This is a genomic window from Pseudogulbenkiania sp. MAI-1, assembly GCF_000527175.1.
Taxonomy (GTDB): Bacteria; Pseudomonadota; Gammaproteobacteria; order Burkholderiales; family Chromobacteriaceae; genus Pseudogulbenkiania.
Genome location: NZ_AZUR01000001.1, coordinates 2,761,620 through 2,784,073 on the forward strand (window position 1 = coordinate 2,761,620; position 22,454 = coordinate 2,784,073).

Genomic DNA, 22,454 nt, shown 5'->3' on the forward strand with positions numbered 1-22,454 from the left:
ATTGTGAACAGGTTCTGAGCCGCCAGACTCCGCGCCGGCCGGACAAGCCGGCCCCACCCCGTTAGAATGACGTCTGTTTTCTTACCCGACGGGGTTCCTTCATGCTGGACAAGGGTTTTGCCGGGATCGGCGTCATGGCCGTGCTGCGAGTCGCCATCGTGGCCCTGCTGGTACTGGCCTGCCTGCAGATCATCCTGCCCTTTCTCGGGGCGCTGACCTGGGCCGCCATCATCGCCATTTCCGCCTGGCCGCTGTACCTGCGCCTGACGAGCCGGCTACACGGCCGCGGCAAGCTGGCGGCCCTGCTGGTCGTGCTGCTGCTGGGGCTGGCGCTGGCCGTGCCGTTGGGGCTGATGGTGATGACCCTGACCGACACCATCCCGCATCTGAACAGCGTCGCCCACGAGCTCGCCGGCGTGACGCTCCCGCCCCCGCCCGCCTGGCTGAGCGGCCTGCCGCTGGTGGGCGAATCGCTCAGCCAGTACTGGATCACGGCGCAGAACGACCTGCCCGGCCTGCTGGCCAAGCTGAAGCCCTGGATCAACCAGGCCGTGCTCTGGCTGCTGGGGCGCGGCGCCGTGCTGGGTATCAGCCTGCTGGAGATCGTCATGGCCATCATCGTGGCCGGCCTGCTGCTGGCCAACGGCGAGACCCTGTGGCGCACCGCCGAACGCGTCATCAACAAGCTGGGCGGCGCCTCGGCCAGCGAACTGCCGCAGGTGGTGGCGCGCACCATCCGCGGCGTCACTACCGGGGTGGTCGGCACCGCGCTGGTCCAGACCATCCTGTGCGTGATCGGCCTGTTGATCGCCGGCGTGCCCGGTGCCCTGGCGCTGGGTTTCTTGTGCTTCATCATCGCCGTCGCCCAGCTGCCGACCTTGCTGGTCTGGCTGCCGGCCGCCGGCTGGGTGTTCTACACCGGGGCCACCGGCATGGGCGTGTTCCTGTTGCTGTGGGGCTTTCTGCTGGTCAACACCATCGACAACGTGCTCAAGCCCCTGCTGATCAGCCAGGGCGCCAAGCTGCCGCTGTCGCTGATCTTCCTCGGCGTCATCGGCGGCCTGCTGGCCTGGGGCATCATCGGCCTGTTCATCGGCCCCACCCTGCTGGCGATCGGCTTCACGCTGTTCCAGTTCTGGCTGAACAACGACGAAGAGACCGAGGCCGAAGCGTAACAGCCACGGGGCCAGCCCCAGTAAGCGAGCGAGCCAAAGCAGGTTGAGCACTGCCGGAGCACAGGAACCGGAGTGGACACGTAGTCCATGAGGATCATGGCTGAGCGAGTCTCTATAAGAGACTCGCACGCTCAGAGCACCGCCAGCGCTCAAGATGCAAAGGCGCAGCCGACTTAATGGGGAAGGCTTACAGCAGCTCCACCGCCAGCGCCGTCGCCTCCCCGCCGCCGATGCACAAGCTGGCCACGCCCTTCTTGCCGCCACGGCGCTGCAGCGCGGCGATCAGCGTCACCAGGATGCGCGCGCCGGAGGCGCCGATCGGGTGCCCCAGCGCGCAAGCGCCGCCGTTGACGTTGACCTTGTCGTGCGGCAGGCCCAGCTCCTGCATCGCCGCCATCGTCACCACGGCAAACGCCTCGTTGATCTCGTACAGGTCGACCTCGTCGGCCTGCCAGCCGGTCTTGGCGAACAGCTGACGGATGGCGCCGACCGGCGCGGTGGTGAACCAGGAGGGCTCCTGGGCGAAGGTGCTGTGGCCGACGATGCGCGCCAGCGGCGTGAGCCCGCGTGCACGGGCCTCGTCCTCGCTCATCAGCACCAGCGCGGCGGCACCGTCGGAGATCGAGCTCGCATTGGCGGCGGTCACCGTGCCGTCCGGCTTGAAGGCGGGTTTCAGGGAGGGAATCTTGTCCGGGCGGGCCTTGAGCGGCTGCTCGTCGGTGTCGACCACGGTTTCGCCACCCTTGCCGGGCAGCTTGACGGCAGCGATCTCGCCGGCGAAAGCGCCGCCTTCGATGGCCGCCACGGCCCGCGCCAGCGAAGTCAGCGCGAACTCGTCCTGAGCGGCGCGGCTGAAGCCGTAATGCTCGGCACAGCGCTCGGCAAACACGCCCATCAGCTTGCCCTTGTCGTAGGCGTCTTCCAGGCCGTCGAGGAACATGTGGTCCTTGAGTTCGCCGTGCCCCAGGCGCAGGCCGCCGCGTGCCTTCGGAATCAGATAGGGGGCGTTGGACATGCTTTCCATGCCGCCGGCCACCATGACCTTGGCCGAGCCGGCCAGCAGCAGGTCGTGCGCCAGCATCACCGCCTTCATGCCGGAGCCGCACATCTTGTTGATGGTGGTGCAGCCGGTGGCCAGCGGCAGCCCGGCCTTGAGGCTGGCCTGGCGCGCCGGCGCCTGGCCCTGCCCGGCCGGCAGCACGCAGCCCATGATCACTTCGTCGACGCTGGCGGGATCGACGCCGGCGCGCTCGACCGCCGCCGCCATCGCCACCGCGCCCAGTTCGCTGGCGCTCAAGGCCGACAAGCTGCCCTGCAGCCCCCCCATCGGGGTCCGGGCCATTCCGACGATCACGATAGACTGGTTCTGCATGCTGCACCTCGCTGAAGGGGACATTGATCTAGTTACATTACGTTAACGTCAACGTAAAATCAATCGCCGCGCACCGGTGTCATTCCAGCGGCAGCGGCGGCAAGCCGTGCTGCGCGCGAGCCCGGTTACAGGCCTCCTCGTACACCCCGATGCCCGCCCGTGACGCAAATTCACGACAGGGCGACGGACGGTGTTCGTAGATGCCGCAGCGCACTTCCTGGCCGATCTTGCCGACCAGCGCGATGCAGCGCGGCCGGGCGTAATCGGTGCCGCGCAGCCGCACCAGCGAGGCGGTTTCCTCGTCGGCCAGCCGTTCCGGGACGCGCCCGCCCGGCTCGCAATCGAGCTCGGAGCGGTGGAAGGTGACGCGGAAGGCGGCGCAGCAGGCGCCACAGGAAAGACAGGCATTGTGCAGACGGTCTGTCACGGTGGGGACTCCAGATTGCAGGCTACGGATGGGTTTCTGGCGGATAATGCCCTCATGCCCCTACCTCGGGCAACCCTCAGAAACCATTCACGATCTTACTACGCGCCCCTGATCGGAAACCGTTTCTTACCGCGAGATATCCACCCATGCTCCAACACTGCCCCGGTTCGCACTGGCCCGACTACCACGGCTGCAGCCTGCTCAACCTGACCGCCACCCTGGCCGCCGCTCTCGGTGCCCCCACCGGCCATGCGCCGCTGCGCCACCCGGCCCTCGCCGGGCTGGCCACGCGCCGACACGTGATTCTGCTGGTGATCGACGGGCTCGGCCAGCAGCAGCTTCAGACGCTGGGGCCGGACAGTGCCTTGCGCCAGCACCAGCAGAGCACGCTGACCTCGGTGTTTCCATCGACTACCGCCGCCGCCATCACCACGCTGATGACCGGTGAGCCGCCGGCACGGCATGGGCTGACGGGCTGGCACGTCTATCAGGAAAACCCGGAGCGCATCGTCGCCGCCCTGCCGCTGTCGGTACGCTGGCCGGAGGACGACACCAGCGATGCCGCCACCGTGGCCGACACCCTGTTCGAGACGCCCGCGCTGTTCGACCGCTTTGCCCGCCCGGCGACGGTGCTGCATCCGGTCTACATCGCCGACTCACCCTACAGCCGCCAGCACTCGGGGCAGGCGCAACGCCTGCCCTATCGCAGCATCGAAGACATGTTCGAGCAGTTGCAGCAGATCGTGCAGGCCGACAGCGGCCCGAGTTTCATCTATGGCTACCTGCCGCAGCTCGACGCGGCGATGCACGCGCATGGCACCGGAGCCGAGCCAGTGCGGCAGCTGTTCGCCCAGATCGATCAGGCGTTCCGGCTGTTCACCGAATCACTGCGCGGCCAGGACGTCACGGTGCTGGTCACTGCCGATCACGGTTTCATCGACGCCCCGCTGGAGCGACAGCTCGATCTGGAAGACTACCCCGAGTTGCTGGAAGATCTGCGCGCTCCCTTGTCCGGCGAGCGGCGCGTCGCGTTCTGCCACGTGCGCCCCGGCCGCGAGGAGCGCTTCCTCGCCAACGCCCGCCGCCTGCTCGGCCACGCCGCCTGGTGCCTGGAGAGCCGGCAGTTGCTCGAAGCCGGCACCTTCGGCCCCGGCCCGCAGCACGCCGGGCTCCCCCGGCGCATCGGTGAGGTGGCGCTGATCATGAAGGACGACTGGACGCTGCGCGACCTCGCCCCCGGCGAAAAGCCCTACTACCTGCCCGGCGTGCACGCCGGCGTCAGCGCGGCGGAGATGACGGTGCCGCTGATCGTGTTCGACGGGCGCTGAGCCGCAACCCCGGCCATCACGGGCATGACGGAATACTCGCCATAGGCAAGATGGACTAGCGCCCCTAAAACGAGCGGTGGATGGTCACCCACGCATGGCAGGCGTATGGTGGGCCGATGAAAGCGAAGACTCCTCTACCCTTGGTCTACGCCTGCTCGGGCTGTTCCAGCGCGGCCCAGATGGCCAACGATTTTGCCCTGCGGCTGACCCGCAACGGCGCGGCCGAAATGTCCTGCATTTCCGGCGTCGGCGGGGGCGTGCCGGCGCTGGTGCGGCTCGCCCGCTCGGGGCGGCCGATATTGGCACTGGACGGCTGTCCGCTCGCCTGCGTCAAGGCCTGTCTCGCCAACGCAGGGGTAGAAGCGGACCGCCACGTGGTGCTGTCGGCGTTCGGCGTGGTCAAGCGCAAACACCACGATTACGACGCGGCCGAGGCCGAACGGCTGTGGCCGGTGATCCTGGCCGAGTCGGAAACGCTCTCCGCCTCTCCGGCAAAACGTGACCAGCAAGGCTGAAGCGCCCGCGTTCAGCCCTCGCCGAAATTCGCTTCCAGTTCGCGGATCGCCTGCCGGGTGACCCTGGCCGGCACCACCACGCGGCGCACCGGCGGAATCTCGCACAGCACCACTTCTTCGAAACAGATCGGATTGCCATTCCCCGAGCCGTCGTCCGGTTGCACCACACCCATGCGGTCGAGATTGAGCGTGACGCGGCTGCTGCTGAAGTAGTCGGTCGGATGCTCCAGAATCTGACGCACTTCGCGCAGCATGCCATCCAGCGTCAACTGGGACTTGAGCGCCGCCAATTCGGCGCGCACCTCGTCGAAATGGCGTTTCAGCGCCTGCGGCGAATCGGGCAAGGCCGGCCCTTGGTCCGCCATGGCGTCCACCACCACCTGGCCGGGCGCACGCAGGGTCTTCAGGCGCAGCTCGACGCGCAGCAGCTCGCTCTCCAACTCCACCCGCCGCGCTTCCTTGTCGCGCAGGCGGCGCGAGATCACCGTCGTCAACCGCTCCACCCCTCGCTCGGCCAGTTGCGGGACGAATTGCTCCAGCGAGGCGCAAGGCAGGGTCAGCCTATGATTGTCGAAACTGACCACCACCTGCGGCACTTCGGCCCTCACCTCGCCGTTATGGTTGACCATGCCGAGGCGCTGGTTGTCGCTGCGATGCATGATGAGCAGGCAGAATGCGCAGTCGCCGTTGGCGGGATGAGAGAAGAAATCGCGTAGCTCCTCGCTGGTCTGCAGCAGGTCGAGCAGGCTGGCCGGCGAGGCAAAGAACATCCCGAGCCGGCGGTCGGTGGTGAAGCTGCGCCAGGAGAGCTCCAACGGCTCGGGCAGGTCCTGCGTCAGCTGCCCGGCGAAATCCAGCGTCCGCGTCATGCCGCGCAGCAACGCGCGCGGGTAGCCGGGCGCCAGGCGCAAGCGCGGCTCGACCGTCTCGATCACCCGCTCCAACTCGGCCAGCAACTGCCGGCGGTTCTTGGAGGAACCGCTACGCCGGTTGAGAAGCAGATCGACCAGTTGCTTGAGCATGGGACTTACCGTGTCGGCATGCGCCGCTCAGAACCGTTCGTCTTCGCGCAGGTAGCGCCACTGCCCGGGCGGCAGATCGCCCAGCATGACGTTGCCGATGCGCACCCGCTTGAGCCCCACCACCTGCAGGCCGACCAGTTCGCACATGCGGCGGATCTGGCGCTTCTTGCCCTCGCGCAGCACGAAGCGCAGCTGGTCTTCGTTCTGCCAGGTCACCTTGGCCGGGCGCAGCGGCTGGCCGTCGAGCGACAGGCCGTGGTTGAGCAGTTTCAGCCCGTCGGGGATCAACTGTCCGGTGACGCGCACCAGATACTCTTTCTCCACCGTGGAGTTCTCCCCGATCAGTTGCTTGGCCACCACGCCGTCCTGGGTCAGCACCAAGAGGCCGACCGAGTCGATGTCGAGCCGTCCGGCCGGCGCCAGGCCCTTGAGGTGGTTGGGGCTGAAACGGATGCCGCTCTTGTCGCCCTCCCAGTGGTTGGCCGGCACCGCCAGCATGGCGGCCGGCTTGTAGCCTTTTTCGGCCTGGCCGGAGACATAGCCCACCGGCTTGTTGAGCAGGATGGTGACGCGCGCCGATTGCGCCTTCTTGGCGCGTGGGTCGAGTTCGATCTGCTGATGAGGCAGCACCTTGAGACCGAGCACCGCCACCTGGCCGTCCACTTTCACCCAGCCCTGCTCGATATAGCTGTCGGCCTCGCGGCGCGAACAGATGCCGAGTTCGGCGAGGCGTTTCGAAAGTCGTACGGGTTCCATGGCACATCCTGAAAGAAAAAAGCGGCTGCTTGGCCGCCCGGTTGATCTGGCCCGTATTGTAGGAGATACGGCGGCAGGAGGCCATGACGGGATGCGTCAGGCACGCCGCTGTCCCGAGGAAAGGACGAAAAAAAAACCGGATCCGCCTGTGGCGGACCCGGGCAAGGGACCAATTACCAATATCGAAACAAACCAAACCGAAGGAAGACCTGACATCGAAAAGGTCATCATGAATGTGGGCTGACCTCGACATTCAGCATGACGCTTCTCCCGCCTGCCAAGGGCACTTCGCCTTGACACCAGGTTCGATACTCGACGGACGAACTATAGCTTCCTAGGCCATGCGGCGGTATTCGTAAAAATTCCTATTATTTAAATTGAAAATACATTAACAAATACTTACCACAAGGGCATTACCGGCTATCCCGCTGCTGCTCGGCCGCGAACAGGAAGTCCAGCAGTGCCGGCGCACTGTCGAGCAGATTCCGGTTGCTGCCGTGAAACTCGGGGTGCCACTGGAAGCCGGCGACGAAGCCGTCGCCCTTCCAGCGGATGGCCTCGACGATACCGTCCTGCTCCGACACCGCCTCGATCGCCAGGTCGTTGCCCAGATCCTTCACCGCCTGGTGATGGATGCTGTTGACGTGGGCGACGGCCTGGTCGGGATAAAGCTGCGCCAGGTGCGATTCCGGCAAAATCTCGATACGGTGGAAGTACTTGTCGTAGAGGTCGGCGTCGACGTGCGGGTGGGCTTCCGGCCGCTGGGTCAGGATGTCCTGGTACAGCGTTCCCCCCATGGCGACGTTGATCAGCTGCGAGCCGCGACAGATGCCGAGCACCGGCTTGCGCTGGAACACGAACTCCCAGAACAGTTCGATCTCGTACAGGTCGCGAATGCGGTCCCCGGACCACTCCGGTCGCAGCGGCTCTTCGCCGTAGCTCAGCGGACAGACGTCGGCCCCGCCCTGCAGCAGCAAGGCGTCGAGCTCGCGCACCACGTTCTTGACCGACAGGCTGGAGCGTTCCACCTCGCCTCCCGTCTCAAGGGTGGGCACCATGAAGGCCAGGGCGCCGTGGGCCATCACCCAGTGGGCGATGGATTGCTCGATGTACTGGAGCGTCTTGTTGCGGAACCCCAACTCCGTGGGCGGGGTGTGCATCAGCCGTGCGGAGAGTCCGATCTTCAGGGGTCTCTTGTCCATAAGCGCCCTGCTTCACTGACTCCAGCGCACACACTGCTGCCGGACCACCTCGGGCAGCAGGTTTTCTTCACGCTGCAGCGCCCGTATCCAGCCGGCATCGTTGCCGCGCCCCAGCGCATCGAGCCGTAATTCGCGGCAGGCCGCGTCGCCTCCCAGTTCGATGGCGTGCGGTTCCAGCAGGTCGAGGGTCAGCAGGATGTCGTCGCGGATCGTGCGATGCTCCAGCGTGCGCGGATCGACGAAGTCCCCGTCGAAGCCGAAACGGCAGGCCTGGAAACGGTTGAAGGTGTAGACCAGGTAGTCGTCCTCGAGTGGGCGGTCGGGCTTTTCCACCAGTTGACGACGTGCGATGGCCTGGATGTAGGCGGCGAGGCGGGCGGCCTTCTCCACGGTCAACGGCGTGTCCATCACGCGCACCTCAATGGTGCCGTACTCCGGCTTGGGCCGGATATCCCAATAGAAGTCCTTCATGCTCTCGACCACCCCGGTCTGCGTCATGCGCTCGAAATAGCGCGTGAAATCGTCCCAATTGAGCAGGAACGGTGCCCGGCCGGACAACGGGAAGGCAAACACCGAATTGATGCGGGCCGAATCGAAGCCGGTGTCCACCCCCTGCACGTAGGGCGACGAGGCCGACAAGGCGATGAAGTGCGGGATGTAGCGCGACAGGGCGTGCAGCATGCACAGCGCCTCGTCCGGACCAGGGCAACCGATGTGCACGTGTTGGCCGAACACGGTGAACTGCTTAGACAAATAGCCGTACAGTTCGCTCAGATGCCGGAAGCGCGGGGCCTCGAAAATCTGGCGCTGGGTCCACTGCTGGAACGGGTGCGTACCGCCGCCGCACAGGCCGAGATTGAGCTTGTCGGCGGCGCGCAGCAATTCGCCACGAATCAGCTCCAGCTGATCGATCACTTCCTGGTAGCTGTTGCAGACGCCGGTCGATAGCTCGAGCATGCAGTCGGTGATCTCCGGCTTGACCTCGCCGGGAATATCGACTCCCTTCAGGACGCGCAGCAGGTCTTCCACGCTGGGGGCCAGATCGTAGTCGTGGCGATTGACGACCTGGATTTCCAGCTCCACTCCCATGGTCAGCGGTCGGGACGAGGCAAAGCGCTCCAGGCTCATGATTTTATCTCCGCACTGCGTTCGAGCGACCATTTCACCAGCAGGGGGCCGGCCAGCTCCATCAGCACCACCGCGCCCATCAGCACCGACGCAAGCTCTTGTCTGAGTCCGGGAAAGGTCAGGCCCAGATCGGTAGCCAGCACGAAGGCGATGATCGAAACCGGCGTCAGCGCCAGCGACAGCATCACCCCCTGGCGCAGGCTGAGCCCGCTCAGCCGAGCAAACACCAGCACCCCGGCCAGCTTGGCCACAAAGCGCCCCGCCAGCACCACCACGGCCATCGCGGCGCCGGTCAGCAGCAGGTACGGCGACAGCATCATACCGCTCACCACGAACAGCACGACCACCAGCAGGCTGCCGGCCGCGCTGAAGTGATCGGGGCAGACCCAGGGCCGCACGCGGCGGCTGCGGAATACCACGCCGGCCAGCAACGGCGCCAGCAGGGTGGAGAGATTCAGCATCTGCAGCAGCGCCGTGGCGAGCAGGATCAGGCCGAACAGCAGCACGGTGGCGGCCTCGCTCTGCACATCCAGATGCCGCGACAGCCGCTCGACGCCGCCGGCCAGCAGCAGCGCCACCAGCAGCGAACCGGTCAGCACATACAGCGGCACGCTGACCGCCAGCAAGGGGTTGCCGGTGGTGCTGTGCATCCAGCCGGTCAAGAGCTTGATCAGCAGGATGGCGTAGATGCTGTTGAGCGTGGTCATCAGCAGCAGACGCTCGGTGACCTGCCCCACCGCCTGGAATTCGCTGACCACCCGGCTGACGATGGCGGGCGACGTCGCCATGGCGATGGCGGCGACGCTCAAGGTCACCGGCGGCGAGACGCCCAGCCGGGACAGCAGGAAGCTCACCACCACGAAGCTCAGCCCCGCCTCGGCCACGCTGCTGGCCAGGAGCCAGGGATTGCGCCGCAGCCAGCGCACGTCGACGCGCGCGCCCAGTTCGAACAGCAGCAGCGCCAGTGCCAGGTCCAGCACCACGCGCAGACCGCTGTCGGCCACCCCGACCAAGGGCGCCACCCCGGCCAGCTTGATGGCCATGCCGGTGGCGGAATACGCCACGATGCGCGGAAAACCCAGGCGGCGGTAACACCACTCGCCCACCAAACCGGTCAACACCAGCGTCACCGCCATCCAGAACACGCCGCCCACCGGCAGCGGCCAAGAAGGCAGGAAGCTCTGCGCTGCACCAAGCACCATGGCGATCTCCAACGTCATGTCGTGTACTACCACCATAGAACACTTTGCCGCGGCTCCGTTCCCGCACGGAACAAGGCGACGGTTCCCAAGCCAGGAGCACACGGCGCATAATGCCGGCTCTTCACGCATCCGCCCCGTTCCCATGCTGCCCATCCTCTACCGCGACGAGCGCCTGATCGCCATCCACAAACCGTCCGGCCTGCTGGTGCACCGCACCGTGCTCGACAAGCACGAAACCCGCTTCGCCATCCAGCTGTTGCGCGACCAGATCGGCCAGCGCGTCTACCCGGTGCACCGCCTCGACAAGGGCACCTCGGGAGTGCTGCTGTTCGCGCTCGACCGCGACATGGGGCGCGAGATGAGCTGGCAGTTCGAGCGCCAGCAGGTCGACAAGCGCTACCTGGCGGTGGCGCGCGGCTGGCCGGACGAACAGGGCGTGATCGAGCACGCACTGACGCGTCGTCCGGACGATCTGGAATGGGTCGGCGAGAAGGTCGACACCACGCCGCAGGCGGCGCTGACGCGCTACCGCCGCCTCGCCACGGTGGAACTGCCCTACGCCGTCGACAAGTACCCGCACAGCCGCTACGCGCTCGTCGAGCTGACGCCGGAAACCGGCCGGCGCCACCAGCTGCGCCGCCACCTGAAACACATCTCGCACCCCATCATCGGCGATGCCACCTACGGCAAGGGGAGGCACAACCGCTTGTTCGGCGAACTGTTCGGCAGCACGCGCCTGCTGCTGGCCTGCATGGAAATGCGCTTCACCCATCCGGAAAGCGGCGAGGCCGTGACGCTGACCGCACCACTGGCCGACGATTTCGCCGCCGTGGTACGCGCGCTGGGCTGGAGCGAGGCGCTGCCGGCACACTGACTGGGAGACGGGGTTTCGGCCAAGCTTGGCTGACCGGTTCACGATCCTGCGGCGCGGGATTCTGCACTACGCGTAGGATGGGTGGAGCGCAGCGCAACCCATCATCGAAGGGTTCCGGCACCAAGTGCCTCCACCCATCCTACGGCCTGGCTGGGAGACGAGTCTTCGGCCACGCTTTGACAGCGGCAGGCCCGGCCATCGGCTACAATCTGCGCCTGACCGAAGAAAGACCGATTCATGCTGAGTTACCGTCACGCCTTTCACGCCGGCAACCACGCCGACGTGCTGAAGCACTTTGTCGAAGTCGAGCTGCTGCGCTACCTCGGGCAGAAAGACAAGCCCTACTGGTACATCGACACCCACGCCGGCGCCGGCTGCTACTCGCTGGAAGAAGGCTACGCCACCAAGAACGCCGAGTTCGAAACCGGCATCGCCCGGCTGTGGCAGCGCGACGACCTGCCCCAGCCGCTGGCGGGCTACGTCGAGGTGGTGCGCCGCCTCAACCCGGACGGCCGGCTCAGGCTTTACCCCGGCTCGCCCTTGGTGGCGAGCGAGGTGATGCCGGAGAGCGACAAGCTGCGCCTGTTCGAACTGCACCCGAGCGACAGCCAGATCCTGCAGCGGAACTTCGCCGATGCCGGACGCCGGGTGCAGGTGCAGGCGGCCAACGGCTTCGACGGCATCAAGGCGATCCTGCCGCCCCCGCCACGCCGCGCCCTGGTGCTGATCGACCCGCCCTACGAGGACAAGCGCGACTACCAGCACGTGGTCACGGCGCTGAAGGAAGGGCTGAAGCGCTTCGCCACCGGCACCTACGCTGTGTGGTACCCCTGCCTGCAACGGCAGGAAGCCAAGGAGTTGCCGCAGCAGTTGAAAAAGCTGCCGGTGAAGAGCTGGCTCAACGTCACGCTGTCGATACAGGCGCCGTCGAAGGACGGCTTCGGCATGCACGGCAGCGGCATGTTCATCCTCAACCCGCCGTGGACGCTGCACGCCACGCTAGAACAGGTGATGCCCTACCTGGTCGAGGTACTGGGGGTGGACAAGGGCGCCGGCTTCACGCTGGAACAGCACGAGAACTGAGGCTTCGGCCACGCTTCCGCACCGCCCCAAATACAAAAAGCCCACGGATGAACTCCGTGGGCTTTTGTTCGGACACTGCCGGGCTTACTTCAGCAGCTGGCTGATGTCCTTGGCCTCCCAGTGCGGGAAGTACTTGCGCACCAGCGCGTTGAGCTCCAGTTCGAAGGCACGCAGGCGCGCCAGGTCGTTGGCTTCGTGCGCGCTGCTGTCGCTCTGCGCCGCGCCGATGATCATGCCGGCGCCGGCGGTGGCGTTGGACAGGCGGTCGATGACGATCAGGCTGCCGCTGCCGCGGCACTGGCGGTAGGCGTCGAACACCACCGGGGCGTTGACGACGACGCGGCACAGGCCGAACTCGTTGAGCTTCAGCTCGTCGGCGGCGAACTGCTCCATGGTGTTGACGTCGACGCGGTGCAGGATGTGCTCGACGCGGCCGAACACGTTCTTGCCGGCCAGCTTGAAGGCGTACTCCTTGCCGACCTGCAGCGGGGTTTCGTTCATCCACACGATGTGCGCGTCGAAGGCGGCCGACACCTGCGGCGCGGCCTCGCCGGTGCGCACGATCATGTCGCCGCGCGAGCAGTCGATCTCGTCTTCCAGCGTCAGGGTGATGGCTTGGCCAACGTGGGCACTGGCCAGATCGCCGTCGGCGGTGACGATGGCCTTGACCTTGCTGGTCTTGCCCGACGGCAGCACGGTGATCTCGTCGCCCGGGTGCACGCGGCCGGCGGCGATGGTGCCGCAAAAGCCGCGGAAGTCCAGGTTCGGGCGGTTGACGTACTGCACCGGCAGGCGGAAGGCGTCGAGCGCGTTGTCGTGCGACAGCTCGACCGACTCCAGCAGCTGCATGAAGGTGGCGCCGTCGTACCACGGAGCGCGCTCGCTCGGCTTCACCACGTTGTCGCCACGCAGCGCCGAGATCGGCACGAAACGGATGTCCGGGATCGACAGGTGCTCGGCGAAAGCGAGGTAATCGTCGCGAATCTTGTCGAACACCTCCTGGCTGAAGTCGACCAGGTCCATCTTGTTGATGGCGACGATGACGTGACGGATGCCGAGCTGGCTCACGATGTAACTGTGGCGGCGGGTCTGCGTCTGCACGCCGCGGCGGGCATCGATCAGGATCACCGCCAGGTCCGAGGTGGAGGCGCCGGTAGCCATGTTGCGGGTGTACTGCTCGTGGCCCGGGCAGTCGGCGATGATGAACTTGCGCTTCTCGGTGGAGAAATAGCGGTAGGCGACGTCGATGGTGATGCCCTGCTCGCGCTCGGCCTGCAGGCCGTCGACCAGCAAGGCGAGGTCGATGTCGTCGTCGGTGGTGTTGTACTTCTTGCTGTCCTTCTGGATCGCGGCGAGCTGGTCTTCGAAGATCAGCTTGGAGTCGTGCAGCAGGCGGCCGATCAGCGTGGACTTGCCGTCATCGACGTTGCCACAGGTGATGAAGCGCAGCAGGTCCTTGTTTTCGTGCTGTTTGAGATAGGCCAGGATATCGCTGGCAATCAGTTCGGATTGGTGAGACATGGTGTGTTCCGTCATCTTCGGCCGGCGTGAGGCCGGGGGCGTTCACGTCGGCACGCGGTATTCGCGACAAGCTGTTCAGGACCGGCTTAGAAGTAGCCTTCCATCTTCTTCTTCTCCATCGAACCGGCCTGGTCGTGGTCGATCAGGCGGCCCTGGCGCTCGGAGGTGGTGGTCAGCAGCATTTCCTGGATGATTTCCGGCAGCGTGGCCGCTTCCGACTCGACCGCGCCGGTCAGCGGGTAACAGCCCAGGGTGCGGAAGCGCACGCTGCGCATTTCCGGCACTTCGCCCGGCTTGAGCGGCAGGCGCTCGTCGTCGACCATCACCAGCATGCCGTCGCGGTTCACCACCGGGCGCGGCTTGGCAAAATAGAGCGGCACGATCTCGATGTTTTCGAGGTAGATGTACTGCCAGATGTCCAGCTCGGTCCAGTTGGACAGCGGGAACACGCGGATGCTCTCGCCCTTGTTGATCTTGCTGTTGTAGATGTTCCAGAGTTCCGGACGCTGGTTTTTCGGATCCCAGCGGTGGTTCTTGTCGCGGAACGAATAGACGCGCTCCTTGGCACGCGACTTCTCCTCGTCGCGGCGCGCTCCGCCGAAGGCGGCATCGAACTTGTACTTGTTCAGCGCCTGCTTCAGGGCTTCGGTCTTCATCACGTCGGTGTACTTGGCGCTGCCGTGGTCGAACGGGTTGATGTTGGCGGCCCGCCCTTCTTCGTTGGTGTGCACCAGGAGCTTCATGCCGACCTTCTCCGCCATGCGGTCGCGGAATTCGATCATGTCGCGGAATTTCCAGGTGGTATCGACATGCAGCAGCGGGAACGGCGGCTTGCCCGGGTAGAACGCCTTGAGCGCGAGGTGCAGCATCACCGCCGAGTCCTTGCCGATGGAGTACAGCATCACCGGGTTCTCGAATTCCGCCGCCACTTCGCGAATGATATGGATCGACTCCGCTTCCAGTTGTTTGAGGTGAGTCAGTCTTGCTTCACTGATAGTCATCTTGCTCCGCCCGCTGTTGGCACGTGGCCAGTTCTGTTCCTGCGTGCAGACGGCACACCCGCCTGCCATTTGACGCCAATCTACCGGAAGCCCCCTAGCCAGGCAAAACCGAATGGATATATCAATATGCTCTATTAGACAGAAAAAACTGTATAACCAGACATATAGCCGCCACACCGGCAACCGCCCACAAAATGGCGCGAGGAAAAGTTGTCCCGAGACGGCGGATTGCTTATATAGTCTGCGGGGGAGAAAAGAATGCAACCAACCGCACCGATCCTGCGCCACGACACCGCCCGGCCGGCCACGGCACCGGCCACCATTGAGGGTACGGCCCGCCACACCTTGTCCTTGCCCCAGAAACTGACCGTCCCCGATTTCCCGGCCGCCGCGCTGAAACACCCCGGCATCGCCCCGCCGAGCGATCAGGAACACCACGACGGCCTCTGCCTGTGGCACTACGATCTGCCGGCCTGGCATCCGCTGGCGCGCCTCTTGGCCGAATCGGGCGTGCTGCCGGCCAAGGAGGCGGTCGCGCTGTGCTGCGAGCTGTTGGGCTCCCTGATGCATGCCCACGCGCGAGGCCTGGTGCACGGCTGGCTCAACCTGGAACACGTGCTGCTCGACGACGAGCGCAAACCGCACCTGATCGGGCTCGGACTGCTGCCGGCCCCGCCGGCCAGCGGCTTGCCGCGCATGCGCCAGCGCGACCTGAACGCACTGGGCGGCATCCTGCACCAGTTGCTGACCGGCCAGCCGCCCTGTTCCACGCCCCTGCGGCAGTTGAACCCGCTGATCGACGAGGAGCTGGAATCCATCGTCGCCGGCGCGCTGGAGAGCGCACCGGGGCAGGGTTTTGCCGACGCCGCCTCGCTGCTCGCCGCGCTGCAGGCCTGGCTGACCAGCCAGCACCGCTTCATCAAGGGCAGCGCCAACCCGACCGCCTGGGACAACCTGCTGGAACGCATGCGCGTTTCATCCGACTTCCCCGCCCTGTCCCAGGCCATCCAGGCCATCAACCAGGTCAGCGAGGAGAATACCGGCCGGGTGCAGGAGCTGGCGGAAATCATCCTGCAGGACTTCTCGCTGACCAACAAGCTGCTGCGGGTGGTCAATTCGGTGCACTACAGCCACTTCGGCGGCGCGGTCAGCACGGTGTCGCGCGCCATCGTCATCCTCGGCTTCGACACCATCCGCAACCTGGCGATCACGCTGCTGCTGTTCGAGCACATGCACAACAAGGTGCACGCCGCCGCCCTCAAGGACACCGCGCTGCGCACCTTCTTCTGCGGCCTGCTGACGCGCGAACTGGCGCAGGACGGCCCCGCCGGCGACAGCGAAGAAGCGCTGATCTGCGGCATGTTCCACCACCTGGGCGAACTGCTCTGCCGCTTCTACTTCCGTGAAGAGAGCCGACTGATCGACCTCAAGGTGGAGAACGGCCTGAGCCTGACGCAGGCGGCCATTCACACGCTGGGGCTGGACTTCGCCGCGCTGGGCATGGGCGTGGCCGAACACTGGAGCTTCCCGGAACGCATCGTGCAGAGCATGGAGCTGCTGCCGGCCGGGCCGATCCGGCCGCCGGCGGGGGCCGCAGGCCGGCTGTGCATCCTGGCCAACCTCGCGGCCGAGCTGACGCGGCTGGCGCAGGCCCCCGGCAGCAACCCGCGCCAGGCGCTGGAAACCTTGCTGGAACGCTACCAGCGCGTGCTGCCGCTGAACGCCGACAAGGTCATCGGGCATCTGCGCGAGGCGCTGAGGGCATTCGATGAACATGTCGACTCCATCGGCATCACGGCCCGCCCCGACAGCTTCCTCACCCGCCTGCGCAGCACGCCCTTGCTGGCCGGCACCAAGCGCGTTGGCACGCCGCCGCGGCCCGACATACAGGCCGTATTGTCGAACCGCCCGCTGGAACTGGAGCTCGACCTGATGCTGGAACCGGCCGCCGCCCTCGAACCGGCCAGCGCCAGCAGCCAGCGCCTGCTCAGCGCCGGCATACAGGAAATCACCCATGCCCTGCTCGCTCCGTTCAACCTGAACGAGCTGTTGCAGACGGTGCTGGAAACGCTGTTCCGCGCCATGCCCTTCGAGCATGTGCTGCTGTGCACGCGCGACCCGCGGCTCGGCCAGATGGTGGCGCGCTTCGGCTTCGGCGAGCGCATCGGCGAACTGATTCCGTGCTTCCGTTTCAGCCTGCAGGAGCCGGCCAACGTGTTCCGCGTTGCGCTCGAGCGCAACGCCGACATCCTGATCGAGGACGTCAACGCGCCCAATATCGCCGGCCGCATCCCGGAGTGGTTCCGCCGCACCACGCCGGCGGAGACCTTCCTGATCCTGCCGCTGGTGCTGGAGAACAAGCCGATCGGCTGCCTGTACGGCGAGCGGCAGCGCGCCCACAGCCTGAAGCCCGACGCGGAAACGCTGAACCTGCTCAAGGCGCTGCGCAACCAGGCGCTGCTGGCGATACGCCAGAAACAGGCCGGCGGGTGAATCGGCGTGGCGAGAATGCCGCACCGGCCGGCGGCGGCAGGATCGGCCATCCGGCCATGCTGCCCCGCCATGCCCGGCGAGCCTCGCGCGAAGATGCGCCGCTCGCGGGGTGCTGAAATACACCTATCCTGAAGAAGGCATGCAAGACGTTTTCGCGACGACGCATATTGACGTTTACGTAAACGTTACACTATGTTGGTGGGCACATCCCACAAGGAGGCATCATGGCAATTACCCGCATCGGCGTGATCGGCGCCGGCACCATGGGCAACGGCATCACCCAGACGTTCGCCCGACATGGCTTTCAGGTCACGATGGTCGATACCTCGCCGCAGGCGCTGGAAAACGGGCTCGCCGCCATCCGCGCGAGCCTGGCCAAGCTGGAAAAGAAAGCCTTGCTCAGCCCGGCCGACACTGCCCTCACCCTGTCCAACATCGCCACCGCCGGCAGCCTGGCCGCCCTGGCCGGCTGTGAGCTGGTGGTGGAAGCCGCCACCGAGAACGCCACGATCAAGGAGAGTATCTTCCGCGAGCTGGCGCGCCTCCTGCCGGCCGAGGCCATCCTGGCCTCGAACACCTCGTCCATCTCGCTGACCCGCATCGCCGCCTGGGTCGAGCGCCCGGAACGGGTGGTCGGCATGCATTTCATGAACCCGGTGCCGCTGATGCCGCTGGTGGAGATCATCCGCGCCTTGCAGACTGACGACGCCACCCACCAGCAGGTGCACGCGCTGGCCGTGGAGCTGGGCAAGACGCCGGTGACGGTGAAGGACGGCCCGGGCTTCGTCTCCAATCGCATCCTGATGCCGATGATCAACGAGGCCGTGTTCGCGCTGTACGAGAACCTGGCCAGCGCCGAGGACATCGACACGGTGATGAAACTCGGCATGAACCACCCGATCGGCCCGCTGGCGCTGGCCGACCTGATCGGGCTGGATACCTGCCTTGCCATCATGAACATCCTTCACGACGAATTCCGTGACAGCAAGTACCGCGCCTGCCCGCTGCTGGCGCAGATGGTGGCGGCCGGCCGGCTCGGGCGCAAGAGCGGAAAAGGCTTTTACTCTTATTAATCAGCGCATTACCTATAATCCCCGTCACACCCGCCCGCCGGGTGTGACGGAAGCACAACAGCCGGTTTTTTCCTCTCGCCGGTCGGCCCACAAAGCCCTTGCAAAAAACCAAGCGCTTGCTTAGTTTAACGAGAAAGCATTACCTTTACGTAAAGGTAATCAGGCTACTGGACGCCATGTCATACCCCGCCCTGGCTGTGCCGACGCTGGGTCCGTACCGGTCCCGTCGCCCACCAGGATGACGCCGCGTTCGCGCCAGGAAGCGGCTCCCATGCCAGAACCGCTCCCGCCGCCCGGCAGATCAGGAAAATGATCTCCGCCCCGGCGACTACGATTAAAGAAAAGCCTGCGGCCAATGCAATCACCGCAGCGGCTGTCACAACATCAGGAGATAGCACCATGAGCCACCTTCCCACCATCAAGCTGCTGATCAACGGCGAGTTCGTCGAGTCGAAGACGAGCGACTGGCGCGACGTGGTCAACCCGGCCACGCAAGAAGTGCTGGCGCGGGTGCCGATGGCCACGCCGGAGGAAGTCGCCGCCGCCGTGGCCGCCGCCAAGACCGCGTTCCAGAGCTGGAAGAAGACGCCGATCGGCGCGCGCGCCCGCATCTTCCTCAAATACCAGCAGCTGATCCGCGAACACATGAAGGAACTCGCCGCCATCCTCACCGCCGAGCAAGGCAAGACGCTGGCCGACGCCGAGGGCGACGTGTTCCGCGGGCTGGAAGTGGTCGAGCACGCCGCCAACATCGGCAACCTGCAACTGGGCGAACACGCCGAGAACGTGGCGAGCGGCGTCGACACCTACACCGTGCAGCAGCCGCTGGGCGTGTGCGCCGGCATCACCCCGTTCAACTTCCCGGCGATGATCCCGCTGTGGATGTTCCCGATGGCCATCGCCTGCGGCAACACCTTCGTGCTGAAGCCATCCGAGCAGGACCCGATGGTGACGATGCGGCTGGTGGAACTGGCGCTGGAAGCCGGCATCCCGGCCGGCGTGCTGAACGTGGTGCACGGTGGCGCGGCGGTGGTCGACGCCCTGTGCGACCACCCGGACATCAAGGCATTGTCCTTCGTCGGCTCGACCCCTGTCGGCACCCACGTCTACCAGCGCGCGAGCCAGGCCGGCAAGCGCGTGCAGTGCATGATGGGCGCCAAGAACCACGCCATCGTGCTGCCCGACGCCAACAAGGAGCAGGCATTGAACCAGCTGGTCGGGGCCGGCTTCGGCGCCGCCGGCCAGCGTTGCATGGCGATCTCGGTAGCGATCCTGGTGGGCGAGGCGCAGAACTGGATACCCGAGCTGGTGGCCAAGGCCCGTGCGCTCAAGGTCGGCCCGGGCCAGGACAACCCGGATCTGGGACCGCTGATTTCCGGTGCGGCGCGCGCGCGCGTCGAGGGGCTGATCGCCAAGGGTATCGAGCAAGGCGCGAAACTCGAGCTGGACGGCCGCCACGTGCAGGTGCCCGGCCATGAACAGGGCAACTTCGTCGGCCCGACCATCTTCTCCGGCGTCGAACCCGGCATGGCGATCTACGACCAGGAAATCTTCGGGCCGGTGCTGTGCCTGGTGGCGGCCGATTCGCTCGACGACGCCATCGCGCTGATCAACGCCAACCCGCACGGCAACGGTACCGCCATCTTCACCCAGAGCGGCGCGGCGGCACGCAAGTTCCAGGAGGAGATCGACGTCGGCCAGGTCGGCATCAACGTGCCGATCCCGGTGCCGGTGCCCTTGTTCTCGTTCACTGGCTCGCGCGGTTCGAAACTCGGCGACTTGGGGCCTTACGGCAAACAGGTGATCCTGTTCTATACCCAGACCAAGACCATCACCAGCCGCTGGTTCGACGACGCCGCCTCGAGCGGCAAGGTGAATACGACGATTTCGCTGCACTGACAAACCATCAAGAGCCGCTAGCAAAACCCAGCGTAGCGATGCGGGCTAGGCGCGCTGCCGCAGACAGTACAGGCAGTACGGCACGTGCTTGCTGGGCGAATCAAAGATTCGCACGCGAGCGCAACAACGCCAGCAGGGTATTGTGAGCGGCTCTCAGGGCGGTACGTTCACCACCCTGGACGCACCGCACATCGACATCCGCCCGCCTACCCGGCGGGCCAGACAGGATTGGCCGAAACATGGACTTTGCTCTGACCGAACAACAGATCGCCTTTCAGGATGCCGCGCGCGCTTTCGCCGCGCACGAGCTGGCGCCGCACGCCGCGGAGTGGGACGAACATGAAGTCTTCCCGCTCGACGTGATCCGCCGCGCCGGCGAGATGGGCTTCCTCGGACTCTACACGCCGGAAGCCTACGGCGGGCTGGGGCTCAGCCGCCTCGACGCCGCCATCGTGTTCGAGGAGCTCGCCGCCGGCTGCACCTCCACCGCCGCCTACCTCACCATCCACAACATGGTGAGCTGGATGATCGCGAGCTTCGCCAAACCCGCCGTGGCCGAGCGCTGGGTGCCGCAGATGGTGGCGGGCGACAAGCTCGGCAGCTACTGCCTGACCGAACCGGGCGCCGGTTCCGACGCCGCCTCGCTGAAGACCCACGCCGAGAAGAAGGGCGACGTCTATGTGCTCAACGGCTCCAAGATGTTCATCTCCGGCGCCGGCAGCACCGAGGTGCTGGTGGTGATGGCGCGCACCGGCGGCCCGGGCCCGAAAGGCGTGTCGGCCTTCGTGGTGCCGGCCGACGCCCCTGGAGTGCAGTACGGCAAGAAGGAGAAGAAGATGGGCTGGAACAGCCAGCCCACGCGTGCCGTCACCTTCGACAACGTCGAGATTCCGGCCGAGAACCTGCTGGGCGAGGAAGGCCAGGGCTTCACCTTCGCCATGAAGGGGCTGGACGGCGGGCGCATCAACATCGCCACCTGCGCCGTCGGCACCGCCCAGGCGGCACTCAATGCCGCGCAACGCTACGTGCAGGAGCGCCAGCAGTTCGGCCAGCCGCTGGCCGAGTTCCAGACGGTGCAGTTCAAGCTCGCCGACATGCTGACCGAGCTCATCGCCGCGCGGCAGATGGTGCGCCTGGCGGCGTGGAAGCTCGACAGCGGCAGCCCCGACGCCACCGCCTACTGCGCCATGGCCAAGCGCCTGGCCACCGACCTGAGCTTCAACGTCGCCAACCAGGCGCTGCAGCTCTTCGGCGGTTACGGCTACCTGAAGGACTTCCCGCTCGAGCGCCACGTGCGCGACCTGCGCGTGCACCAGATCCTGGAGGGCACCAACGAAGTCATGCGCATGATCGTGGCCCGCCATCTGATGAAGGATGGCGCGCTGGACACGCTGCGCTGAGCGCCAGGCCGGAGCGAAAGCACCACGGGATGGGTGGCGCACGGCGATCCCCATCCCTCGTCCCCGAGGGGTTCCAGCTCTGGGCACTTCCGCCCATCCCGCATACCGGGCATGCTCGGAGAAACCCGCCCACCGGCAGACGACACAGGGACACAGCCAACAACAAGGAGAACATCTTGCCAAACTACGCCCATCTCGACGTCGAAAAACACGGCCACACCGCGCTGGTGACCATCGCCAACCCACCCGCCAACACCTGGAATCATGCGAGCCTTTCCGCGCTCAAGGCGCTGGTGGCGGACCTGAACGCCGATCGCGATATCTACGCGCTGGTGATCATCGGTTCCGGCGAGAAGTTCTTCTCGGCCGGCGCCGACCTCACCTTGTTCGCCGACGGCGACAAGGCCGTCGCCACCGAGATGACCATGCTGTTCGGCGAGGCCTTCGAGGCGCTCTCGGCGTTTCGTGGCGTCAGCATCGCCGCCATCAACGGCTACGCCATGGGCGGCGGGCTGGAATGCGCGCTGGCCTGCGACATCCGCATCGCCGAGGAGCAAGCCCAGCTCGCGCTGCCGGAAGCCGCCGTCGGCCTGCTGCCCTGCGCCGGCGGCACCCAGCTGTTGCCCTGGCTGGTAGGAGAAGGCTGGGCCAAGCGCATGATCCTGTGCGGCGAACGGGTGGACGCCGCCACCGCGCTGCGCATCGGGCTGGTGGAGGAAGTGGTCGGCAAGGGACAGGCCCGCGCCGCCGCGCTGGCGCTGGCCGAGAAGGTGGCGCGCCAGTCGCCCTCGTCGGTCACCGCATGCAAGACGCTGGTGCAGCGCGCCCGCATCGAGCCGCCGTCGTACAACCTGATCCACGAACGCGAGCGCTTCATCAAGCTGTTCGACACCCAAGACCAGCGCGAAGGCGTGACGGCCTTCCTGGAGAAGCGCCCGCCGCAGTGGAAAAATGCCTGACAAGTTGGCCGAAAGGAACACCAT

The 22,454-nt window shown here is 65.9% G+C and carries 20 protein-coding genes and 1 other RNA gene; 11 read left to right on the forward strand and 10 right to left on the reverse strand.

Annotation, left to right across the window (positions count from 1 at the left end; genetic code table 11):
* Positions 1-101: 101 nt before the first annotated feature.
* Positions 102-1,175, forward strand: a complete 1,074-nt coding sequence (locus PSEMAI1_RS0112790; protein WP_051460222.1) for an AI-2E family transporter — start codon at positions 102-104, stop codon at positions 1,173-1,175.
* Between the two features lie 9 nt (positions 1,176-1,184).
* On the opposite strand, the gene PSEMAI1_RS21380 is transcribed toward PSEMAI1_RS0112790, so the two are convergent.
* From PSEMAI1_RS21380 to PSEMAI1_RS0112800, 3 genes are all read right to left on the reverse strand, one after another.
* Positions 1,185-1,264, reverse strand: a non-coding RNA gene (locus PSEMAI1_RS21380) — sX9 sRNA.
* Positions 1,265-1,362: 98 nt separating this feature from the next.
* Complete coding sequence (locus tag PSEMAI1_RS0112795) at positions 1,363-2,547, reverse strand: acetyl-CoA C-acetyltransferase (RefSeq protein ID WP_024303253.1); 1,185 nt, start codon at positions 2,545-2,547, stop codon at positions 1,363-1,365.
* Positions 2,548-2,626: 79 nt separating this feature from the next.
* Positions 2,627-2,974, reverse strand: a complete 348-nt coding sequence (locus tag PSEMAI1_RS0112800; RefSeq protein ID WP_024303254.1) for a YkgJ family cysteine cluster protein — start codon at positions 2,972-2,974, stop codon at positions 2,627-2,629.
* 146 nt (positions 2,975-3,120) lie between these two features.
* On the opposite strand from PSEMAI1_RS0112800, the gene PSEMAI1_RS0112805 reads away from it, so the two are divergent.
* Positions 3,121-4,302, forward strand: a complete 1,182-nt coding sequence (locus PSEMAI1_RS0112805; RefSeq protein ID WP_024303255.1) for an alkaline phosphatase family protein — start codon at positions 3,121-3,123, stop codon at positions 4,300-4,302.
* Between the two features lie 116 nt (positions 4,303-4,418).
* Positions 4,419-4,817 (forward strand): putative zinc-binding protein, encoded by a 399-nt coding sequence (locus PSEMAI1_RS0112810; protein ID WP_024303256.1) that lies wholly within the window; start codon positions 4,419-4,421, stop codon positions 4,815-4,817.
* A gap of 11 nt (positions 4,818-4,828) precedes the next feature.
* On the opposite strand, the gene PSEMAI1_RS0112815 is transcribed toward PSEMAI1_RS0112810, so the two are convergent.
* On the reverse strand, positions 4,829-5,839 hold the full coding sequence (locus PSEMAI1_RS0112815) for a hypothetical protein (RefSeq protein ID WP_024303257.1): 1,011 nt from the start codon (positions 5,837-5,839) through the stop codon (positions 4,829-4,831).
* Between the two features lie 27 nt (positions 5,840-5,866).
* On the reverse strand, positions 5,867-6,595 hold the full coding sequence (locus PSEMAI1_RS0112820) for a pseudouridine synthase (RefSeq protein ID WP_024303258.1): 729 nt from the start codon (positions 6,593-6,595) through the stop codon (positions 5,867-5,869).
* Between PSEMAI1_RS0112820 and PSEMAI1_RS21820 the strand changes: the two genes are divergently transcribed.
* A complete protein-coding gene (locus PSEMAI1_RS21820) occupies positions 6,594-6,839 on the forward strand; it encodes a hypothetical protein (protein ID WP_156943133.1) in 246 nt (81 codons plus the stop codon). The two genes, PSEMAI1_RS0112820 and PSEMAI1_RS21820, sit on opposite strands and share 2 nt — an antisense overlap.
* Positions 6,840-7,008: 169 nt before the next feature.
* Here the strand turns inward: PSEMAI1_RS21820 and PSEMAI1_RS0112825 are convergent, their stop codons facing one another.
* Genes PSEMAI1_RS0112825 through PSEMAI1_RS0112835 form a run of 3 tightly spaced genes read right to left on the reverse strand, consistent with a single transcriptional unit; the run spans position 7,009 to position 10,163 of the window.
* Positions 7,009-7,797, reverse strand: a complete 789-nt coding sequence (locus PSEMAI1_RS0112825) for a gamma-glutamyl-gamma-aminobutyrate hydrolase family protein (RefSeq protein ID WP_024303259.1) — start codon at positions 7,795-7,797, stop codon at positions 7,009-7,011.
* 12 nt (positions 7,798-7,809) lie between these two features.
* Positions 7,810-8,925: a YbdK family carboxylate-amine ligase gene (locus tag PSEMAI1_RS0112830; RefSeq protein ID WP_024303260.1), complete on the reverse strand. Its 1,116-nt coding sequence runs from the start codon at positions 8,923-8,925 to the stop codon at positions 7,810-7,812.
* Positions 8,922-10,163 carry a cation:proton antiporter gene (locus tag PSEMAI1_RS0112835; RefSeq protein WP_232219909.1) on the reverse strand — a complete coding sequence of 414 codons (1,242 nt, stop codon included), beginning with the start codon at positions 10,161-10,163 and terminating at the stop codon, positions 8,922-8,924. The genes PSEMAI1_RS0112830 and PSEMAI1_RS0112835 overlap by 4 nt, the downstream gene beginning before the upstream one ends.
* A 106-nt stretch (positions 10,164-10,269) precedes the next feature.
* Between PSEMAI1_RS0112835 and PSEMAI1_RS0112840 the strand changes: the two genes are divergently transcribed.
* Both PSEMAI1_RS0112840 and PSEMAI1_RS0112845 read left to right on the forward strand, forming a co-directional pair.
* Positions 10,270-11,001 (forward strand): tRNA pseudouridine(65) synthase TruC, encoded by a 732-nt coding sequence (locus PSEMAI1_RS0112840; RefSeq protein WP_024303262.1) that lies wholly within the window; start codon positions 10,270-10,272, stop codon positions 10,999-11,001.
* Positions 11,002-11,238: 237 nt separating this feature from the next.
* Positions 11,239-12,084, forward strand: a complete 846-nt coding sequence (locus PSEMAI1_RS0112845) for a 23S rRNA (adenine(2030)-N(6))-methyltransferase RlmJ (RefSeq protein WP_024303263.1) — start codon at positions 11,239-11,241, stop codon at positions 12,082-12,084.
* 84 nt (positions 12,085-12,168) lie between these two features.
* Here the strand turns inward: PSEMAI1_RS0112845 and cysN are convergent, their stop codons facing one another.
* On the reverse strand, positions 12,169-13,605 hold the full coding sequence (cysN, locus tag PSEMAI1_RS0112850; protein WP_024303264.1) for a sulfate adenylyltransferase subunit CysN: 1,437 nt from the start codon (positions 13,603-13,605) through the stop codon (positions 12,169-12,171).
* Between the two features lie 86 nt (positions 13,606-13,691).
* Positions 13,692-14,606: a sulfate adenylyltransferase subunit CysD gene (cysD, locus tag PSEMAI1_RS0112855; RefSeq protein WP_024303265.1), complete on the reverse strand. Its 915-nt coding sequence runs from the start codon at positions 14,604-14,606 to the stop codon at positions 13,692-13,694.
* Between the two features lie 258 nt (positions 14,607-14,864).
* Here cysD and PSEMAI1_RS0112860 point away from each other — a divergent pair, with 258 nt between their 5' ends.
* The 5 genes from PSEMAI1_RS0112860 to PSEMAI1_RS0112880 all read left to right on the forward strand — a co-directional run bounded on the left by PSEMAI1_RS0112860 (position 14,865) and on the right by PSEMAI1_RS0112880 (position 22,430).
* Positions 14,865-17,099 carry an HDOD domain-containing protein gene (locus PSEMAI1_RS0112860; protein WP_024303266.1) on the forward strand — a complete coding sequence of 745 codons (2,235 nt, stop codon included), beginning with the start codon at positions 14,865-14,867 and terminating at the stop codon, positions 17,097-17,099.
* Between the two features lie 224 nt (positions 17,100-17,323).
* Positions 17,324-18,172, forward strand: coding sequence for a 3-hydroxybutyryl-CoA dehydrogenase (locus tag PSEMAI1_RS0112865; RefSeq protein ID WP_024303267.1), 849 nt, complete (start codon positions 17,324-17,326; stop codon positions 18,170-18,172).
* A 399-nt stretch (positions 18,173-18,571) separates the two neighbouring features.
* Complete coding sequence (locus tag PSEMAI1_RS0112870; protein WP_024303268.1) at positions 18,572-20,071, forward strand: CoA-acylating methylmalonate-semialdehyde dehydrogenase; 1,500 nt, start codon at positions 18,572-18,574, stop codon at positions 20,069-20,071.
* A 239-nt stretch (positions 20,072-20,310) separates the two neighbouring features.
* Positions 20,311-21,471: an acyl-CoA dehydrogenase family protein gene (locus PSEMAI1_RS0112875; RefSeq protein ID WP_024303269.1), complete on the forward strand. Its 1,161-nt coding sequence runs from the start codon at positions 20,311-20,313 to the stop codon at positions 21,469-21,471.
* Between the two features lie 176 nt (positions 21,472-21,647).
* Positions 21,648-22,430 carry an enoyl-CoA hydratase gene (locus PSEMAI1_RS0112880; RefSeq protein ID WP_024303270.1) on the forward strand — a complete coding sequence of 261 codons (783 nt, stop codon included), beginning with the start codon at positions 21,648-21,650 and terminating at the stop codon, positions 22,428-22,430.
* Positions 22,431-22,454 lie beyond the last annotated feature (24 nt).

Excerpts from the sequence above, each read along its gene's own strand:
- PSEMAI1_RS0112790 (WP_051460222.1), top strand. The coding sequence starts at position 102 with ATGCTGGACAAGGGTTTTGCCGGGATCGGCGTCATGGCCGTGCTGCGA.
- PSEMAI1_RS0112795 (WP_024303253.1), bottom strand. The coding sequence starts at position 2,547 with ATGCAGAACCAGTCTATCGTGATCGTCGGAATGGCCCGGACCCCGATG.
- PSEMAI1_RS0112805 (WP_024303255.1), top strand. The coding sequence starts at position 3,121 with ATGCTCCAACACTGCCCCGGTTCGCACTGGCCCGACTACCACGGCTGC.
- PSEMAI1_RS0112810 (WP_024303256.1), top strand. The coding sequence starts at position 4,419 with ATGAAAGCGAAGACTCCTCTACCCTTGGTCTACGCCTGCTCGGGCTGT.
- PSEMAI1_RS0112815 (WP_024303257.1), bottom strand. The coding sequence starts at position 5,839 with ATGCTCAAGCAACTGGTCGATCTGCTTCTCAACCGGCGTAGCGGTTCC.
- PSEMAI1_RS21820 (WP_156943133.1), top strand. The coding sequence starts at position 6,594 with ATGGCACATCCTGAAAGAAAAAAGCGGCTGCTTGGCCGCCCGGTTGAT.
- PSEMAI1_RS0112820 (WP_024303258.1), bottom strand. The coding sequence starts at position 6,595 with ATGGAACCCGTACGACTTTCGAAACGCCTCGCCGAACTCGGCATCTGT.
- PSEMAI1_RS0112825 (WP_024303259.1), bottom strand. The coding sequence starts at position 7,797 with ATGGACAAGAGACCCCTGAAGATCGGACTCTCCGCACGGCTGATGCAC.
- PSEMAI1_RS0112830 (WP_024303260.1), bottom strand. The coding sequence starts at position 8,925 with ATGAGCCTGGAGCGCTTTGCCTCGTCCCGACCGCTGACCATGGGAGTG.
- PSEMAI1_RS0112835 (WP_232219909.1), bottom strand. The coding sequence starts at position 10,163 with ATGGTGGTAGTACACGACATGACGTTGGAGATCGCCATGGTGCTTGGT.
- PSEMAI1_RS0112840 (WP_024303262.1), top strand. The coding sequence starts at position 10,270 with ATGCTGCCCATCCTCTACCGCGACGAGCGCCTGATCGCCATCCACAAA.
- PSEMAI1_RS0112845 (WP_024303263.1), top strand. The coding sequence starts at position 11,239 with ATGCTGAGTTACCGTCACGCCTTTCACGCCGGCAACCACGCCGACGTG.
- cysN (WP_024303264.1), bottom strand. The coding sequence starts at position 13,605 with ATGTCTCACCAATCCGAACTGATTGCCAGCGATATCCTGGCCTATCTC.
- cysD (WP_024303265.1), bottom strand. The coding sequence starts at position 14,606 with ATGACTATCAGTGAAGCAAGACTGACTCACCTCAAACAACTGGAAGCG.
- PSEMAI1_RS0112860 (WP_024303266.1), top strand. The coding sequence starts at position 14,865 with ATGCAACCAACCGCACCGATCCTGCGCCACGACACCGCCCGGCCGGCC.
- PSEMAI1_RS0112865 (WP_024303267.1), top strand. The coding sequence starts at position 17,324 with ATGGCAATTACCCGCATCGGCGTGATCGGCGCCGGCACCATGGGCAAC.
- PSEMAI1_RS0112870 (WP_024303268.1), top strand. The coding sequence starts at position 18,572 with ATGAGCCACCTTCCCACCATCAAGCTGCTGATCAACGGCGAGTTCGTC.
- PSEMAI1_RS0112875 (WP_024303269.1), top strand. The coding sequence starts at position 20,311 with ATGGACTTTGCTCTGACCGAACAACAGATCGCCTTTCAGGATGCCGCG.